This is a genomic window from Castellaniella sp. (assembly GCF_049651205.1).
GTDB lineage: Bacteria > Pseudomonadota > Gammaproteobacteria > Burkholderiales > Burkholderiaceae_B > Castellaniella.
Genome location: NZ_JBASBR010000011.1, coordinates 65,436 through 82,601, shown reverse-complemented (window position 1 = coordinate 82,601; position 17,166 = coordinate 65,436). Strand labels below are relative to the sequence as shown.

Sequence of the window (17,166 nt, the reverse complement as noted above, 5' to 3'; positions counted from 1 at the left end):
GTCTGTCAACATGCAACGAAGCCACTTGCCTCTTGGTTTCACCCTGGGGGATGCCGCAGGGGTTGGCCCCGAGCTTATCGTCAAGCTGTTTCACCAGGGGCTGCCCCACCCCGCCGTGGTGTATGGCGATGCAGGGATTCTCGCCCGGGCCTGTACAGCACTGGGCCTCGAAGACCAAATCAGGATTCAGCCACTGAAAACCCCTGGCGCAGGTTCCTGCAAGAACGTCATCGGTGTGCTGAATCGATGGGACAGCCTACCGCCAGACCTGCCCTACGGGCGTGTAGACGCCCGCGCAGGGCGAGGTGCCTACGAGTACCTGTGCCACGCAATCGATGATGCCCAGGGCGGCCATTTGCGTGCTGTGGTTACCGCACCACTGCACAAAGAAGCCTTGCATGCGGCAGGCATAAATTTCCCTGGACACACCGAAATCCTGGCAGAGCGTACCGCCACCACCGATTACGCCATGATGCTGGCCAACCACGAGCTGCGCGTCCTGCTGGTTACCATCCATATGGCGCTGGCTGATGTTCCCCAAGCCATCAACCAGGAGGCCGAGCACCGTGCCATTACCCTGGCCCAGCTGGCGTGCCGGCAAGCTGGTATCCGACAGCCACGCATTGCCGTGGCGGGGCTCAATCCCCATGCTGGCGAAGGCGGTGCATTTGGCACAGAAGAATCCCGCCATATCCTGCCCGCCATCCAGGCGGCCAAGGCACAGGGGCTGGATGTCTCAGGCCCCTGGCCGGGCGACACCATCTTTATGCGGGCCCGAAAAGGCGAGTTTGACATCGTGGTAGCCCAATACCACGACCAGGGGCTCATCCCGGTAAAGTATCTGGGGCTGGATGAAGGCGTCAATGTCACGGTGGGCCTGCCGTTTGTGCGTACCAGCGTTGATCACGGCACAGCCTTTGACATCGCCGGCAAGGGGATCGCCGATCCTGCCTCTTTAAGGGCAGCCTTTGATATGGCCCTGCAAATGACCGCCCACGCACACACTGACCAGGCTTAGTAACCCGGCGCAGCAGAGAAATTAAGGAACCGCGTGCTGGCACCCTGAAATGTCAGCCTCACCGTGCCAATCGGGCCGTTACGCTGCTTGCCGATAATGATTTCGGCGGTGCCTTTATCGGGAGAATCAGGGTTATAGACCTCATCCCGGTAAATAAAGATGATCACGTCCGCATCCTGCTCGATAGCCCCCGACTCACGTAGGTCGCTCATGACCGGCCGCTTGTTGGGGCGCTGCTCGAGGCTGCGGTTTAGCTGTGACAAAGCCACCAGCGGGCAATTGAGTTCTTTAGCCAGGGCCTTGAGCGAACGGCTGATCTCGGAAATCTCGGTGGCGCGGTTCTCACCCCCGCCATTGGCTGACATCAGCTGGATGTAGTCGATGATCACCATTCCCAGCTGCCCGCACTGCCGCGACAGACGGCGGGCGCGCGCCCGTACCTCCATCGAGGTGAGCGCTGGCGTTTCATCGATATAGATTTGTGCCTGCTCAACCTTTTGCACCGCATGTGTCAGGCGGGGCCAGTCATCCTGGTTGAGCTTCCCGGTTCTCATCCGGTGCTGATCGAGCATGCCAACGGAACCAATCATGCGCATGGCCAGCTGCACCGCACCCATTTCCATGGAAAACACGGCCACCGGAAGACCTTGCTCGATCGCGACGTGCTCACCGATATTCATCGAGAACGAGGTTTTACCCATGGATGGACGCCCGGCAACGATAACAAGATCACCCGGCTGCAGGCCGGATGTCATGCGATCGAGATCATCAAAGCCCGTGGGCACGCCGGTAACATCAGAATCTCCCTCGCGGTGGTACAGCTCGTCGATACGCTCGACAACCTGCGCCAGCAAGGGCCGGATCTCCTGAAACCCGGCCATCCCGCGGGCACCCTCTTGCGCAATCTGAAACACACGGGATTCTGCTTCGTCGAGAATCTGCCGGGCTTCTTTGCCCTGAGGGTTGAAGGCAGTCGCAGAGATCTCGTCGGCAATCGACACCAGCTTGCGCAGCATGGAACGCTCGCGCACGATCTCGGCATAGCGTCGGATATTGGCCGCCGAGGGCGTGTTGTGCGCCAGCGCATTGAGATAGGGCAAGCCGCCGCAGTCATCGGCCTTGCCGGCGGTGGCCAGGGATTCGTGTACCGTAATGACATCGGCCGGGCGCGCCAGACCCACCAGACGGGTAATGTGCTGCCAGATCAGGCGGTGGTCAAAACGATAGAAATCATCTTCGACCAGAACATCGGCAATACGATCAAATGCGGCATTATCCAGCAGCAAGCCACCCAAAACCGATTGTTCGGCCTCGATGGAGTGCGGTGGGACGCGCAGGTAATCCAGTTGATTGTCGGTTTCGATATCCACCACGTGATCCTTGATCCAATAAAAAAAGGCCGGCATCGAGCCGGCCTTGGTGCTCGCCCTGCTACTTCTTCATGGAAGAAATGTAGCACGGCCGGCAAATGGCATCAGGCCATTTCGCCTTGCACGGTCAGTGTGACATCGGCCACGACATCTGCGTGCAGCGCAACCTGCAGGGGGAACTCGCCCACTGCTTTGATGGCGCCGTCGGGCATGCGAACCTGCCCTTTGTGCACATCGCTGAAGCCGGCATCTTGCAAAGCCTTGGCAACGTCCATATTGGTAACCGAGCCAAACAGACGGCCATCAACACCCGCCTTTTGGCTGATGATCAGGGCAAAACCGTGCAGCTTCTCGGAGAGCGCCTCAGCGGCGGCCAGTTTCTCGGCCTGATGTTTTTCGAGCTCGGCGCGGCGGACTTCGAATTCTTTCAGAGCTGCGTCGGTTGCCCGACGCGCGATTTTCTGGGGAATCAGGTAGTTGCGGGCGTAGCCATCACGCACACGCACCACATCACCTAGGTTCCCGAGATTGACGACTTTTTCAAGCAGAATGACTTGCATGACGGGGACCTCGGATTAGTTATGGTTGTCGGTGTACGGCAACAGAGCCAGGAAGCGTGCACGCTTGATGGCGGTGTCCAGCTGACGCTGATAGTGCGCTTTGGTGCCGGTGAGGCGTGCCGGGATGATCTTGCCGTTTTCCTGGATGAAATCACGCAGGGTGTCAAGATCCTTGTAGTCGATTTCCTCGACTTTGGCGACGGTGAAGCGGCAGAATTTGCGCCGTTTGAACAGCGGGTTTTGTTGCCCGAATTTACGTTTTTCTTTCGACTTCTTGAAGTAAGCCATGATGTTAACCTTTGTCTGATACCGGGCAAGGCCCGGTGGGTTCATTCAATTTGCCTGCACTAGCTGCTGGATATGCAATACCAGCCGATCCGATCCCTGCCGCTGCGGTGCGAGAAACCCAACTACCTGAATGGCCGACCCCACAGGGGTATTGGCCAACTGCAGTGCGATGTCCCCCAGAGCGACCGCCTTGAGTGTCATGGACACCTGACGGGACAGGCCTGCTTCGATTACCCGGGACTCATGCGCCATCTGCAATCTGACAACCGGCAAACCTGCCGGGGTATGACGCAGCGGCTGAATCTCCAGAAGGTTCGCAGCCAGCTTGACCTGGTTCACGGATCGCGCGAGCGCCGGATCAGGAGTTCGAAGTCTCGGCAGAAGCCTTGCGGGCCTCTTCGCGTTCGACTGACTTCATCATGAGAGAAGGCTCGGTGTGGGCGTGCTTGGTCTTGATGAACAGGTGACGCAGGATGGCGTCGTTGTAGCGGAACGAGTGCTCGAGTTCGTCGAGTGCCGTTTGACCGCATTCGATGTTAAAGCAGACGTAATGCGCTTTAACAAGCTTTTGGATTGGATAAGCCAACTGGCGGCGGCCCCAATCTTCGACGCGATGAATCTGGCCGCCATTAGTGGTGACCATGGTTTGATAGCGCTCGATCATGGCGGGCACTTGCTCGCTTTGATCGGGGTGCACAATGAACACTACTTCGTAGTGACGCATAAATGACTCCTTGAGGATATCTGCGATTGACAGACAGCCCGCCACCACTGAAAAACCAGGGACGGTCGGGCAAGTAACCCGGCATTCTAGCACAAATCAGAAAGCAGAAACCAGACGCAACACAGGGTGCTTGCGCCTGGCAAGAGCGATGACTACAGCAGATATGCCGGGAGATTCAGGCGCTACGCACCACTGCATAGGCCGAATGATTGTGTATGGATTCAAAGTTTTCAGCCTCGACTTCAAACCACTGGACGCCCGGCTGTTGCTGCAGCATGACGGCCACATCGCGGACAAGATCTTCGACAAATTTTGGATTTTCATAGGCATGCTCGGTGACGTATTTTTCGTCTGCCCGCTTGAGCAATCCCCACAACTGGCACGAGGCTTGGGCCTCGATGGCGGGAATCAGCGTATCCAGCGCTGGCGCCTGCGCAGCCGGACACTCGAGCCGCACCGTAACGTGTGAGCGCTGGTTATGCGCACCGTATTCCGAGATGGCCTTGGAGCACGGGCACAGGCTGGTTACAGGCACCTGAACCTCGAGAGAAAACTGACTTGCCCGCTGGCGCCGTGTCCGGATCGTCCAGCACACCTGGTAATCCATCAGGCTGCGGACTTCAGTGACGGGCGCGGATTTTTCGAGGAAATACGGAAACCGTGCGGACAGATCGCCCGCATCTGCCTGCAACTGATCCAGCATGTCGGTAGCCATCTGCGCAAGACCTGCCGGGCTGAGGGCCTGAGCCCGCCGAGCCTCGAGCAGCGCAATAAAGCGCGACATATGCGTGCCTTTCTCTTCGGCAGGCAGCGCAACTGTCATTTCCCATTGGGCAATCGTGGCCTGTGGCTGTGCTGCCGTGGCAACCAGCAACGGGTGACGCACCCCCCGAACCCCAACACGCTGGATGGCAATATGGCGTGTATCCGCACTACTTTGCACATCCGGCATGGCTACCAACACCGGGTCGAGCACCGTGTTCATGAATGATTTCCTTGCAAACGCTGGCGTATTGACGCCTCGATCCCTTGAGCATCCAGGCCTAAGCTTGCCAGGATCGCCTTTTGGTCCCCGTGATCGATGAATTCGTCCGGCAGCCCAAGCTGAAGAACCGAGCGCATGATCGCCTCCCGATGAAAGTATTCGGTAACCGCACTGCCCGCCCCGCCCATGATGGCCGCTTCTTCGAGGGTGACAAACAGCTGATGGCTAGTTGCCAATTGCGATAACAGGGATTCATCCAGCGGCTTCACAAAGCGCATATCCACCAGCGTGGCGTCCAGCGCCTCAGCAGCCTGCATGGCGGACTGCAACAGCGTGCCAAACGCCAGAATGGCAATAGCTTGCCCTTGCCTGCGCACCACGGCACGACCAATATCGACCGTATCGAGTGTATCGCCAGGCGGGGCACCACAGCCCGGGCCACGAGGATATCGTACCGAAGCAGGCCCAGGATGACGATAGCAGGTGTTCAGCAATAGGCGCGCCTCGTGTTCGTCGGAGGGTGTGGCCACCACCATATTGGGCACACAGCGCAGATAGGCAATATCATAGTTACCCGCGTGTGTGGCACCATCAGCACCCACAATGCCGGCACGATCCAGCGCGAAAGTGACATCCAGATTTTGCAATGCCACATCATGGATCAGCTGATCGTAGCCACGCTGTAAAAATGTAGAGTAAATGGCCAGCACGGGTTTATAGCCCTCGCAAGCCAGCCCCGCCGCGAAAGTAACCGCATGCTGCTCGGCAATGCCCACATCAAAGTAACGCTGTGGAAACGCACGCTCGAAGGCAACCAGGCCACTGCCCTCGCGCATGGCAGGCGTAATGCCAATAAGCTTGTCATCGGCCCCAGCCATATCGCACAACCACTGGCCGAAGATTTGTGAGAACGACTGCCGTCCAGGCTGGGCAGGCTTCTGGATGCCCACCAAGGGGTCAAACCTGCCAGGCCCGTGATAAAGGACGGGGTCGGCCTCCGCCAATTTGTAGCCCTGCCCCTTGCGGGTAACCACATGCAGAAACTGCAAACCCTTTAATGCCCGGATATTTTCGAGGGTGGGCAGCAGCGCTTCGAGGTCGTGACCATCGATGGGGCCCATGTAGTTGAAGCCCAGCTCTTCGAAGAGCGTAGAAGGCGACAGCATGCCCTTGGCATGGCCCTCGAGTTTGCGCGCCAGCGCCAATGCCGGAGGCACGTGCTGCAGCATGGCCCTCCCCATGGTTTTGGCACGCGCATAAAATTGACCAGACAGAAGACGGGCAAAGTAGTAGTTAAGCGCCCCAACCGGCGGCGAAATCGACATGTCGTTGTCGTTCAGGATCACCAGCAAATTAACGTCTGGTGTCACACCTGCATTATTAAGCGCTTCGAAGGCCATGCCGGCCGTCATGGCCCCATCGCCAATCACGGCAATATGCTGGCGATCGATGCCCGCATTGCGCGCAGCCACGGCCATGCCCAATGCTGCAGAGATCGAGGTGGACGAGTGTGCAGTGCCAAAGGCATCGTAGGGAGACTCGGAGCGTTTGGGGAACCCTGAAATACCGCCTTGTTGACGCAAGCCTGCCATACCCTCGCGCCGGCCCGTCAGGATCTTGTGCGGATACGATTGATGGCCGACGTCCCAGACCAGACGATCCTGGGGCGTGTTAAAGACATAATGCAAAGCGAGCGTGAGCTCGACCGTGCCCAGATTGGAGGACAAATGCCCGCCCGTTTGAGCAACCGACTGCACGAGAAAACTGCGTAGCTCTGTCGCCAGCTCTTTGAGTGTCCGACGATCCAGCTTACGCAATTGCGCAGGAGAATCAATGGTGTCCAATATCGTCATCTTGTGCTTCTGGTGTCCTGGGTCTGGCTATATCAGTGCGTTCGGCCAATGATGTAATCCGCAAGCTCGCGCAGGCGGCAGGCCGACGGGCCCAAAGGCAACAGCGCCTCGTGAGCCTGCTCTCGAAGGTCGTTGAGCAAACTGTGCGAAGCGTCCAGGCCGAGAATCGAGACATAGGTAGGTTTGCCCTGTGCAGCATCCTTGCCTGCCGTTTTCCCCAGAGTAGCCGAATCTGCCGTAACGTCCAGAATATCATCCACAATCTGAAACGCCAGCCCCATCGCGGCCGCATAGGACTCCAGCCCATTACGCGCCGTCGAGCTGGCACCCGCCACGACCCCGCCCAGCAACACGCTGGCTTCGAGCATGGCTCCGGTTTTCATGCGATGCATGCGTTGCAGTGCATCGATAGTGAGGGCATGACCCACGCTGGCACAATCGATGGCCTGTCCGCCCACCATGCCGTCAGCACCCGCCGCCCGTGCCAATAATTGCACAGCCTGTACCACCAATGCCGGAGCGATCGGCATCTGTGCCAGACAATCAAACGCCAAGGGTTGCAAGGCATCTCCCGCCAGCATTGCCAAGGCTTCATCGTCGAATTGCCGATGCACCGTAGGCCGACCACGTCGCAAATCATCATTATCCATGCACGGAAGATCATCGTGGATGAGGGAATACGCGTGCACAAGCTCTACCGCAGCGGCCGCACCATCCAGAGCCAGGCCCTGGGCAGAAGAAACGCCACCTGAGGAACAGCTGGCTTCACCCGCGGCGTACACCAGGGCAGCCCGCACCCGTTTTCCCGGACCCAACACGGCATAGCGCATCGCTTCATGCAGGCGCACAGGGCTTTCGTCAGCCTCGGGAAGCAGCTCGGAGAGCACCCCACCAATACGGCCGACAGCATCCTGCAACCACTGATCAAAACAGCCTGTCGCGGACATTATTGCTCATCCTGCCCGGCGTGGTCATCCAAAGGCTCAAGCAGTTGTCCCTGCAAAACCTGCACTTGCTGCTCGGCAGCTTCTAGACGTTGCTGACAAACCCGAGCCAGCGCAACCCCCCGCTGATACAGCGCAATCGACTCATCAAGCCCCAAATCGCCATCACTCATACGCGAGGCAATGGACTCGAGTTCGGACAATGCGGTTTCGAAGTCTTGTGGCAATGCCGGCCCGGCCTTTGACGGCTCTGGGCGCACTGTGGTTTTTTCCTTGGCCATGGGATTCTGTTATCTAGTTCCAGACTGAATTGTACGAGAACTGAAGACATGTACTCGGCCCATCTCCCAAATCCAGACAATCGGCCTAACCAAGTTAGAATTCAGGCTACTCATCCAGACCTTTCTGAAGATCAGCATGCCAGACATCACCAGCAACCTTACCTTTTGGGCAACCATCGGCACTTGGCTGGGCCCCGTCGTCACAATAGTGGGCTTTATTCTGGTCATCCGGCAGCTCAGTGCAGATCGGCAGACCCTGGAAACACAAACGAGCTGGCAAATCTATAACGTTGGGGCGGCGGTACTACAGACGTTCGTGAACCACCCGGAGTGCCGGCCATATTTCTACGAAAACAAACCACTGCCGCCGGACGAGCCGCTACGCAGCACGATATTGGCAGTCAACGAACTAATCTGCGATCACATGGAAAACATCGTCCTGCATGTCAATGCGCTAGACGACGAAACCTACCGCGTCTGGAAAATCTACATGCAGGGGCTCTATAACCGCTGTCCCACCATGCAGGAATTCCTGCGCAAGGAAAATGAAGGCTACCGCTATTCCCACGAACTGCTCGTCATTCTGTCCGAAGGGGCCAAGACCGAGGTAGGATCCAACGCGTGGATCACACGGTACGATCCTTTGTCATCGCAGCCGCACGACAACACATCAGCGTAATTCTGCGGTCGTTATAGAGATCCTCCTGGAGGATTTCCCAGCCCAGGTGCAGATAGAGTTCCACCTGGCTGGTGGTGTAAAGGTAAACGGTGGAGACCAATGTACTGGACCAATCCATCGCCCGCCGGATCAATCTGCTACCGACACCGCGGCTCCGCCATTCCGGTGACACATACACATTGGCCAGCCAAGGGTGCAGTTCGGGATGGCTAGGTAAATCATTTTCAACAATACTGGCCATCCCGATCAACTGACCGGCCTGGCGTGCCACAAAGAATTTAGGGATCGATAGCGCCTCGTTCAAGGATCTATCGAGATCCTGGCGGTTCTTTTGCCATACCGCATCCGTTTCAAACCGCGCCCATTCCTGATAGATCCAATGGGCAACTTGCTTCGCCTCGTACGTACTGCGTAATATCTCAATATCCAGATTTTGGAGTGCAATGCTCGGACGCTGGCTATCTGCACGCGCCCCTTGCGGGCGGTTAGGCGCCACGCCGCGGGCCACCGGACGATCGGGGTCGCTGCACCATTCGCTCCAGGAGCCCGGATACAAGGCAGAACCCCTAAAGCCCGCCAGCTCCATTGCAAACAGATTGTGGCAAGCCGTAATACCCGAGCCACACTGGTGCACAATCCCGCGATCCAGGCGGTCGCCCAGCAAAGATTCGAACTCGGCCCGCAGTTGCGATGCCGGCTTGAAGCGGCCATCGGCCTGCACGTTTTGCACAAACGGACGATTGAGCGCACCCGGGATATGACCACCCACCGGATCCATGGGCTCAACCTGGCCGCTGAAGCGCTCGGGGGCACGGGCATCCAGCACAGTAAATCGCGGCTCGTCCAGATTGCCCAACACGGCACGGGCGTCCACTGTTGGCATTGATGGCTGACGCGTTTGTACCAGGCCCTGCAAGGCTTGGGCTTCGCTGATGGATGCTTCGCGCAGGCCCGATTCTACGGGCCCATCCGTAGCCAGCCACGCCGCCCAGCCGCCGTCCAGCACGGCAACGGATTCGTGGCCCAGCCAACGCAACATCCACCACAGATGGGCGGCAAACATACTGTTGCCCGCATCGTATACCACCACATCCGAACGTGCCGTAAGGCCTTGCGCCCGCATCAAGGCAGCAAAATCGGCGCGATCCGGCAAGGGGTGGCGACCATTTTGGCCTGTGCACGGGGCGCACAACTGCATCTCGTGGTCGAGGTAAAGAGCGTGCGGAATATGTCCTTGCCGATAGGCCTCGCGCCCGGCATTGGGCTTGGCCAGATCATGGCGCACATCGAAGACCAGACAACCGGGCCGTTGTAAGCGTGCCTTTAACTCATCCGCCTGAATCAATAAATCGGACATGGCGCTGAACCTCCTGGGTGAAAACATCCTGGCGTGTAGCAAGCGTGTCTTCGCGCACAGAGCAAGGGCCCGGGGCCCAAAATACCTGCCACACGGGGATACAGTTTACAGAGCCGATACTATACACTTTGGGCACATCCCCAATTTGTACACGACTCCCGGAGCCGTCTCTCTTATGAAGCGCATCATCCTGTTTCTTCTCACCAACCTTGCCGTCGTTGCGATCCTCAGCATCACAATGAACCTGCTGGGCGTCGGGCGCTATCTCACCGCCAACGGCATCAATCCCGGCGCCTTGCTGGTCTTTGCTGCCGTCATTGGTTTTGGCGGCGCGTTTATCTCGTTGCTGATCAGCAAATGGATGGCCAAAACCAGCACAGGTGCTCATGTCATAGACCCCCAGGCACCCCGTAATGCGCGCGAAGCCTGGCTAGTGGATACCGTGCACCAACTGGCCGACCGCGCAGGCATCGGTCATCCTGAAGTCGCCATCTACGAAGGCGCACCCAACGCATTTGCCACCGGAGCCTTCCGCAACAACGCACTCGTGGCCGTCTCCACGGGCCTGTTATCGTCAATGACAGAAGAAGAAGTCACCGCAGTGCTGGGACACGAAATCACTCACGTTTCAAACGGCGATATGGTCACACTTACTCTGATCCAGGGCGTCGTCAACACGTTCGTCATCTTCCTGTCGCGCATTGTGGGCTACTTCATTGATCGCGCCATTCTCAAGAACGAACGCGGTGTCGGCATGGGGTATTACATCAGCGTCTTCGTGTGCGAGATCCTTTTTGGCGTCCTGGCATCCATTATCGTGGCCTGGTTTTCCCGCCAACGTGAATTCCGGGCGGATGCCGGCTCGGCACGTCTGCTGGGGTCCCGAGACCCCATGATTCATGCCCTGGCCCGTCTGGGCGGCGTGGATGCCGGCGAGTTGCCAAAAACGTTCCAGGCTTCGGGCATCGCCGGTAAAGCATTGGGCGCCTTGTTCGCCTCCCACCCCCCCATCGAGCAGCGCATCAACGCCTTGCGCCAGCAAGCCTGACACGGCTGACACATGCGCGAACTCCAGGTCATCATCGCCTTCAGTGGCTTTATCGCCCTGCTGCTGTGGGGCGTGCATATGGTGCAAACCGGAGTCCAGCGGGCCTTTGGCAAAACGCTGGGGGTCTGGATGGGCCGCGCAATGGGCTCCCTGCCCCGGGCCTTTGGCACGGGCCTGATCATCACGGCAGCCATTCAAAGCAGCACGGCCACAGGTCTGATGATCACTGGTTTTGCCATGGATGGCCTGGTATCGCTAGTGCCCGGGCTGGCCGCCATGTTGGGCGCCAACGTAGGTACCACCCTGATCGTACAGGCCCTGTCCTTCAATCCCACCGCGCTTGCGCCGGGGCTGGTGTTGATCGGGGTCTGGATGTTTCGCCACTACGCGCCTGGGCGCGCACGGGATCTCGGGCGCGCGTTTATCGGCCTCGGGCTGGTGTTGTTGTCGCTAAACGAGCTCGTCACCATGTTCGAGCCACTCAAAAACGCCCCAATGCTGGGTACGGCATTGGATGCACTGGGTGCCGCTCCCTTGCTCGCGCTATTGGCCAGCACCGCGCTTACCTGGGCCTCACACTCCAGCGTGGCCGTGGTTGTGCTGATCATGTCATTGGCACACCACGGGCTGGCAGACCCCACACTGGCCTATACCCTGGTGCTGGGCGCCAACTTGGGCACCGCCATCAACCCCGTTCTCGAAGGCGGCTACGACGACAACCCCGCCTCCCGCCGGCTGCCGGTAGGCAATCTGGGCACACGGGTGGTGGGATGTCTGCTCGGGATGGCCCTGCTGCCATGGGCAAACGAGATCATGACAGTGCTGGGCCAGGATTCCGCCCATGGGGTAGCCAATTTTCATCTGGCCTTCAATCTGGTGGTGGCGGCATGCTTTATGCCGATAGTGCGGCCATATGCCAATCTGCTGCAGCGGTTCCTGCCTCAGCGCATCAATCCAGACGACCCCGCCCGCCCCCGTTACCTGGACGACTCAGCCCGCGAGGTTCCGGCTGTCGCCCTGGGGCAGGCTGCACGCGAAGCGCTGCGCCTCATTGACCTCCTGCGCGAATCCCTGCAACTGACCGAACGCGCACTGCTGCACGAAGACACCCCGGCTATCGGGCGCGCCCGTTACCTTAACGGAGCCATCAGCCAGCTCGACCAATCCATCACGGCGTACCTGGCCACCCAAGACCAGGAAAGCCTGAGCGCCGAAGACGAAAAATACCTGAAAACGATTCTGGCATTTTCCACAAACATTGCACACGCAGCCAGTGTCTCAGGCATGGGATTGCTGGGGCACGCCAGCCGGCTGCAAAAAAAACACTGGGTACTGGAAAGCGGGCAACAGCAAGAACTACAGCAAACGATGGATCGCCTGCAACGCAATCTGCGTCAGGCAGCCTCCCTGTTTGTGTCCGGAGATCGCCATGTGGCGCGCACCCTGGCGTTTGAGAAAGACTATTTTCGAACGCTCGAGGCCGAAGCAGCCGACCGCCACCTTGAGCGCATCAAAACAGGCCAGATCGAGGCGGCCGATGTGGGTGCGTTTTATCTGGAGGTCTTGCGTGATGCGGGTGGTGTCAGCGCCTACTTGGTAAACGCTGCGGCCTACCCTATTTTGGCCCATTACGGCGAGCTCTTACCCAACCGGCTTCGTGAATCCGACTGATCTGCAGCAATCGGGGGTAAACAAGGTAACCTTGCTTTGATACCCCCATATCACCAGCACCCCGCGGCCTAGGCACTACCCTTAATGAGCCTGACCCCAATCGTTGCCAACCCCCACTTCAGCAATCAGCGGCACGGCCAGTTCTGCCACACCCGCCATCAGACGAGGCACCTCGGCGCGCAATAATTCCACTTCGTCTGGCGTCACGTCAAAAACCAGCTCATCGTGCACCTGCATCACCATCAGGCTGGCCAGCTGCTTTTCCTGCATCCATTGCTGGACGGCCACCATGGCCATCTTGATGAGATCGGCCGCGGTGCCTTGCATGGGGGCGTTGATGGCTGCGCGCTCGGCCGCTGCCGCCCGGGGTCCCTTTACGCCGGCAAGATCGGGAAAATGCAGGCGGCGACCAAAGACGGTTTCGACATAGCCTTGCTCGCGCGCCTGGCGACGGATGCGATCCATGTAATCGGCCACCCCGGGATAACGCATGAAATAGCGATCGATATAAGCCCTGGCCGCAGCACGGGTAATACCCAGATTGGTTGCCAGGCCAAATTCGCCCATCCCGTAGATCAGCCCGAAATTGATCGCCTTGGCGGCACGCCGGTGCTCGGCATCCACCTGATCGGGCGCTACGCCAAAGACTTCGGCCGCAGTAGCCCGGTGGATGTCTTGCCCGTGGGCAAATGCCTGACGCAGATTTTCGTCGCCAGACACATGCGCCATCACCCGCAACTCGATTTGAGAATAATCAGCTGACAGAATCTTGCCAAGACTGGACACAAAGGCAGCGCGCACACGCCGGCCTTCAGCGGTACGCACCGGGATATTTTGTAAATTGGGGTCGGATGAAGCCAGCCGCCCAGTCACCACGGCAGCTTGCGCATAGCGCGTATGGACACGCCCAGTCCGGGCATCAATCATCCGCGGTAGCTTGTCGGTGTAGGTGGATTTCAGCTTGGCGATCCCGCGATAATCCAGCAGCAGGCGCGGCAAGGGATAATCTGCCGCCAAGCGGGTAAGAACTTCTTCGTCTGTGGACGGGGCACCACTGGCCGTTTTGCGCACCACCGGCAACTGCATCTGCGTAAACAGGATTTCGCCCAGCTGCTTGGGTGAATTCAAATTAAAGGGTTGTCCCGCCAGCACATGGGCCTGCGCCTCAAGCGCAATCATTTGTTCGCCCAGCTCGTGGCTTTGGCGCGCCAGCACATTCACATCCAGGGCTACACCGTTACGCTCGATGCGCGTCAGTACCTCGGACGTCTGGATTTCAAGCTGGTAAATCCGCTTGAACCCGGCCCCAGCCTGCACGCGGGGCCACAGCACCTGATGCAGGCGGAGGGTGAAATCAGCATCTTCTGCCGCATAGTGGGCAGCACGCTCGAGATCGACTTCATCAAAGCCGATCTGCCGGGCACCTTTGCCACAGAGGTCTTCGTAGGTGGTGCCGGTAACACCCAGCCACTGAATGCAGAGATCTTGCAGATTGACTCGCCGGTGAGACTGCAATACATACGCCTGCAGCATGGTGTCGTGCCGGATACCGCATAGATGCAAGCCCTCGTTGGCTAGTACATGCGCATCATACTTGGCATGGTGCAGCAGTTTGGCGGCTGCTGGATTCTCGATCCAGGGGCGTAGTTGCTCCAATACCCAGGCACGATCCAGTTGCTCGGGCGTACCCGGCGCACGATGCCCCACCGGGATATACGCCGCATGGCCGGGCTCTATTGATACTGATAAGCCAATCAGGCGCGCCACCATGGGGTCAAGGCTGGTGGTTTCGGTATCCAGCGCCACCAGGGGGGCAGACTCAAGCCGCTTCAACCAGCTTGCAAAATGCTGCTTGTCGAGGATGGTTTCGTATTTGATTCCTGCCGGCGCCGCGGGGGCGGCGTCTGCTTGTGCCGCCCGGGCATCTTGCTCAGGGATGCGGCCGGGGTCTCTGGTGATCTCACGCAGCCACGAGCGAAACCCGTAATGTTCGTATAAACGCGTGAGTGCCGGCGTATCGGGCTGGCGCAGTTGCAGGCTGGGTACGCCAAACCGGCCGCCCAGGTCACAATCAACGCGAATCGTCAGGAGGTCGCGTGTCATTGCAAACTGAGGCACTGCCGCCCGCAAATTGGCCCCCGCTACCCCTTTGATCTCGTGCGCATGCTCGATGATGGCTTCGATGCTGCCATACTCGGCAAGCCATTTGGCCGCTGTCTTGGGCCCCACCTTATCCACCCCGGGCACGTTGTCCACAGTATCGCCAGTCAGCATCAGGTAATCGATGATGCGCTCGGGGGGCACACCAAATTTGCGCACTACCCCATCGTGATCCTGGCGATCATTGGTCATGGTGTTTATGAGCTCGACGTCATCGTTGACCAGTTGCGCCAAATCCTTGTCGCCCGTGGAAATAATGGTATAAAAGCCCTCTTTGGCGGCCTGAGTGGCCAAAGTGCCAATCACATCATCTGCCTCGACATCGGGCTCACAAATTACCGTCCAGCCCAGGGCGGCCACCGCCTCGTGGATGGGTGCAATCTGACGCCTCAAATCATCCGGCATCGAGGGACGATTGGCCTTGTACTCAGGGTACATTTGCTCTCGAAACGAGCCACCCGGCGCATCAAAGACACAAGCCCCGTATTGCGCAGCATCCTTGTAATCCTGCATGAGCCTCCGTAACATGGATATGACGCCGTACAGGGCACCGGTGGGCTCTTGCTGCGCATTGCGCAAATCAGGCATGGCATGATATGCCCGGTATAAGTAGCTAGAACCATCGACAAGCAACAAGGTTTTTTTCATGACAGACAATAAAACAAAACGTGTATCGGCAGAACAACAGATTCCTACGATTATTGCAGAGATGCACGACGCCGCCGTGGCTTTTCAAAAAATCGGCCTGGGTGTCAGCGTTTTCGGTAGTGCCCGCATCCCGCGCGGCCATCCTTTCTATGAGATGGGTCGCGAGCTTGGCCACCGCCTGGCCCAGCTGGGCGTACCAGTCATCGCAGGCGGTGGCCCAGGCCTGATGGAGGCCGCCAATCGTGGCGCCTTCGAAGCCGGCGGCCGCAGCATCGGGCTCAATATCCGCCTGCCGCGCGAAAACATAGACAATCCCTACCAAACCGATAGCCTGCACTTCGAGTACTTCAATTCACGCAAAGCTTCATTTTTCATGCACAGCCTGGCGTACGTCGTGCTGCCCGGCGGCTTTGGCACGCTCGATGAACTCTTCGAAGCGGTCACCCTGATACAAACGCTCAAGCAACCACCTGCGCCCATCATTTTGGTGGGTACAACATTTTGGTCTGGCCTGATCGACTGGGTTCGTGACCAACTAGTACCCAATGGCACGGTCAGCCCCTTCGATGTCGATCTGATCACGGTCACCGACAACCTTGACGAAGTGATCAGCCTTATTCAGCAGTCGCTGCAGATCGAGCCTAATCGCGAACCCGCCTTGCCCGAATAAGCACTTCTACGGGTAATGCTTGATGCGGCCTGATAAAGACCTGGGTTAACATCACGCCTTGTTACCGCTGGCTGGCCGTATGGCAGGCCAGCCCCACAGGAGAACTATTCGATGAAACCGACATTCCTGGGCGCCGCGCTGCTGATCGCAGCCGGGCTGATCCCTGCGGTGGGTTCAACCGCCCACGCCGCCGAACTCAAAATTGCAACCGAAGCCGGCTACCCGCCATTCGAATACCGAAACCCAAACGGGCAGCTTGAAGGCTTCGACATCGATATCGGCAACGAACTCTGCAAACGCATGCAGCGCCAGTGTGTCTGGATCGACCAATCCTTCGATGGTCTGATCCCCGGCCTGCAGGCCCGCAAGTTTGATCTGGCCAACTCCACCATGACGGCCACAGAAGCACGCAAGAAGGTCATCGACTTCACCACCCCCCTGTATATCGTGCCCGTCAAGCTGATGGTCAAAAAGGGCAGCGGCCTCGAGCCCACCGCCGAATCCCTCAAGGGTAAGCGCGTCGGTGTGCAGCAAGGTACCACCATGGAAACCTACGCACGCAAATATTGGGCACCCAAGGGCGTCAAGGTGGTTTCGTACCCCAGCTATACCAATGCTTACGTCGACGTCACAGCAGGCCGCCTGGATGCCACCTTCCAAGAGGCACAGAGCGCTGTCGAGGGCTTCCTCAGCAAGCCCGAGGGTGCTGACTACGAACTCGCCCAAATGACGCTCGACGATCCCATCCTCAACGACCCCATCGCCATGGGCATGCGCAAGGGCAACAAGCTCAAGACCGAGGTCGACAAAGCACTGAAGTCCATGCTGGCAGACGGCACCATCCAGGGCTATGCCAAAAAATACTTTGCCGAAGGCCTGATCCAGTTTCCCGCTCAATAACCGGATTGGC

Annotated in this window: 16 protein-coding genes and 2 pseudogenes; 6 read left to right on the top strand and 12 right to left on the bottom strand. The window is 58.5% G+C overall.

Annotated elements, in window-relative coordinates:
- The first annotated feature begins 10 nt into the window (after positions 1–10).
- Positions 11–1,018, top strand: coding sequence for a 4-hydroxythreonine-4-phosphate dehydrogenase PdxA (gene pdxA / locus WA928_RS07100; RefSeq protein ID WP_424301460.1), 1,008 nt, complete (start codon positions 11–13; stop codon positions 1,016–1,018).
- Here the strand turns inward: pdxA and WA928_RS07095 are convergent.
- From WA928_RS07095 to WA928_RS07055, 9 genes are all read right to left on the bottom strand, one after another.
- On the bottom strand, positions 1,015–2,424 hold the full coding sequence (locus WA928_RS07095; RefSeq protein WP_424301457.1) for a replicative DNA helicase: 1,410 nt from the start codon (positions 2,422–2,424) through the stop codon (positions 1,015–1,017). The two genes, pdxA and WA928_RS07095, sit on opposite strands and share 4 nt — an antisense overlap.
- 68 nt (positions 2,425–2,492) lie before the next feature.
- The gene (rplI, locus tag WA928_RS07090) at positions 2,493–2,948 is read right to left on the bottom strand and encodes a 50S ribosomal protein L9 (RefSeq protein WP_424301454.1); all 456 of its coding nucleotides are present in this window, start codon (positions 2,946–2,948) and stop codon (positions 2,493–2,495) included.
- Positions 2,949–2,963: 15 nt separating this feature from the next.
- Entirely contained in the window at positions 2,964–3,236 is a 273-nt protein-coding gene (gene rpsR, locus WA928_RS07085) for a 30S ribosomal protein S18 (RefSeq protein WP_066456389.1), read from the bottom strand.
- Between the two features lie 45 nt (positions 3,237–3,281).
- Complete coding sequence (gene priB, locus WA928_RS07080) at positions 3,282–3,575, bottom strand: primosomal replication protein N (RefSeq protein ID WP_424301451.1); 294 nt, start codon at positions 3,573–3,575, stop codon at positions 3,282–3,284.
- A 19-nt stretch (positions 3,576–3,594) separates the two neighbouring features.
- A complete protein-coding gene (gene rpsF / locus WA928_RS07075) occupies positions 3,595–3,960 on the bottom strand; it encodes a 30S ribosomal protein S6 (RefSeq protein ID WP_350380783.1) in 366 nt (121 codons plus the stop codon).
- A gap of 175 nt (positions 3,961–4,135) precedes the next feature.
- Positions 4,136–4,945, bottom strand: coding sequence for a GTP cyclohydrolase FolE2 (folE2, locus tag WA928_RS07070; protein ID WP_424301447.1), 810 nt, complete (start codon positions 4,943–4,945; stop codon positions 4,136–4,138).
- Positions 4,942–6,798 carry a 1-deoxy-D-xylulose-5-phosphate synthase gene (gene dxs, locus WA928_RS07065; protein ID WP_424301444.1) on the bottom strand — a complete coding sequence of 619 codons (1,857 nt, stop codon included), beginning with the start codon at positions 6,796–6,798 and terminating at the stop codon, positions 4,942–4,944. The genes folE2 and dxs overlap by 4 nt, the downstream gene beginning before the upstream one ends.
- 32 nt (positions 6,799–6,830) lie before the next feature.
- The gene (locus tag WA928_RS07060; protein ID WP_424301441.1) at positions 6,831–7,745 is read right to left on the bottom strand and encodes a polyprenyl synthetase family protein; all 915 of its coding nucleotides are present in this window, start codon (positions 7,743–7,745) and stop codon (positions 6,831–6,833) included.
- Positions 7,745–8,023 (bottom strand): exodeoxyribonuclease VII small subunit, encoded by a 279-nt coding sequence (locus WA928_RS07055; protein WP_424301438.1) that lies wholly within the window; start codon positions 8,021–8,023, stop codon positions 7,745–7,747. The genes WA928_RS07060 and WA928_RS07055 overlap by 1 nt, the downstream gene beginning before the upstream one ends.
- 136 nt (positions 8,024–8,159) lie before the next feature.
- Between WA928_RS07055 and WA928_RS07050 the strand changes: the two genes are divergently transcribed.
- Entirely contained in the window at positions 8,160–8,702 is a 543-nt protein-coding gene (locus tag WA928_RS07050) for a hypothetical protein (RefSeq protein ID WP_424301435.1), read from the top strand.
- Here WA928_RS07050 and WA928_RS07045 read toward each other — a convergent pair.
- Positions 8,650–9,060 (bottom strand): annotated as a pseudogene (locus WA928_RS07045) (GNAT family N-acetyltransferase); the annotation flags it as partial. The gene WA928_RS07050 and the pseudogene WA928_RS07045 sit on opposite strands and share 53 nt — an antisense overlap.
- A 138-nt stretch (positions 9,061–9,198) precedes the next feature.
- Positions 9,199–10,059, bottom strand: a pseudogene (locus tag WA928_RS07040) (sulfurtransferase); the annotation flags it as partial.
- A gap of 175 nt (positions 10,060–10,234) precedes the next feature.
- Between WA928_RS07040 and htpX the strand changes: the two are divergent.
- Positions 10,235–11,107, top strand: a complete 873-nt coding sequence (gene htpX / locus WA928_RS07035) for a protease HtpX (RefSeq protein WP_424301432.1) — start codon at positions 10,235–10,237, stop codon at positions 11,105–11,107.
- 12 nt (positions 11,108–11,119) lie between these two features.
- The gene (locus WA928_RS07030) at positions 11,120–12,778 is read left to right on the top strand and encodes a Na/Pi cotransporter family protein (RefSeq protein WP_424301429.1); all 1,659 of its coding nucleotides are present in this window, start codon (positions 11,120–11,122) and stop codon (positions 12,776–12,778) included.
- Between the two features lie 81 nt (positions 12,779–12,859).
- Here the strand turns inward: WA928_RS07030 and polA are convergent, their stop codons facing one another.
- Positions 12,860–15,586 (bottom strand): DNA polymerase I, encoded by a 2,727-nt coding sequence (gene polA, locus WA928_RS07025; protein ID WP_424301426.1) that lies wholly within the window; start codon positions 15,584–15,586, stop codon positions 12,860–12,862.
- Between polA and WA928_RS07020 the strand changes: the two genes are divergently transcribed.
- Entirely contained in the window at positions 15,585–16,256 is a 672-nt protein-coding gene (locus WA928_RS07020) for a TIGR00730 family Rossman fold protein (protein ID WP_424301423.1), read from the top strand. The genes polA and WA928_RS07020 overlap by 2 nt on opposite strands.
- A gap of 111 nt (positions 16,257–16,367) precedes the next feature.
- Positions 16,368–17,156, top strand: a complete 789-nt coding sequence (locus tag WA928_RS07015; RefSeq protein WP_424301420.1) for a transporter substrate-binding domain-containing protein — start codon at positions 16,368–16,370, stop codon at positions 17,154–17,156.
- Positions 17,157–17,166: the final 10 nt, after the last annotated feature.

Coding starts and splice junctions, on each gene's coding strand:
- pdxA (WP_424301460.1), top strand. CDS start 11: ATGCAACGAAGCCACTTGCCTCTTGGTTTCACCCTGGGGGATGCCGCA.
- WA928_RS07095 (WP_424301457.1), bottom strand. CDS start 2,424: ATGCCGGCCTTTTTTTATTGGATCAAGGATCACGTGGTGGATATCGAA.
- rplI (WP_424301454.1), bottom strand. CDS start 2,948: ATGCAAGTCATTCTGCTTGAAAAAGTCGTCAATCTCGGGAACCTAGGT.
- rpsR (WP_066456389.1), bottom strand. CDS start 3,236: ATGGCTTACTTCAAGAAGTCGAAAGAAAAACGTAAATTCGGGCAACAA.
- rpsF (WP_350380783.1), bottom strand. CDS start 3,960: ATGCGTCACTACGAAGTAGTGTTCATTGTGCACCCCGATCAAAGCGAG.
- folE2 (WP_424301447.1), bottom strand. CDS start 4,945: ATGAACACGGTGCTCGACCCGGTGTTGGTAGCCATGCCGGATGTGCAA.
- dxs (WP_424301444.1), bottom strand. CDS start 6,798: ATGACGATATTGGACACCATTGATTCTCCTGCGCAATTGCGTAAGCTG.
- WA928_RS07060 (WP_424301441.1), bottom strand. CDS start 7,745: ATGTCCGCGACAGGCTGTTTTGATCAGTGGTTGCAGGATGCTGTCGGC.
- WA928_RS07055 (WP_424301438.1), bottom strand. CDS start 8,023: ATGGCCAAGGAAAAAACCACAGTGCGCCCAGAGCCGTCAAAGGCCGGG.
- WA928_RS07050 (WP_424301435.1), top strand. CDS start 8,160: ATGCCAGACATCACCAGCAACCTTACCTTTTGGGCAACCATCGGCACT.
- htpX (WP_424301432.1), top strand. CDS start 10,235: ATGAAGCGCATCATCCTGTTTCTTCTCACCAACCTTGCCGTCGTTGCG.
- WA928_RS07030 (WP_424301429.1), top strand. CDS start 11,120: ATGCGCGAACTCCAGGTCATCATCGCCTTCAGTGGCTTTATCGCCCTG.
- WA928_RS07020 (WP_424301423.1), top strand. CDS start 15,585: ATGACAGACAATAAAACAAAACGTGTATCGGCAGAACAACAGATTCCT.
- polA (WP_424301426.1), bottom strand. CDS start 15,586: ATGAAAAAAACCTTGTTGCTTGTCGATGGTTCTAGCTACTTATACCGG.
- WA928_RS07015 (WP_424301420.1), top strand. CDS start 16,368: ATGAAACCGACATTCCTGGGCGCCGCGCTGCTGATCGCAGCCGGGCTG.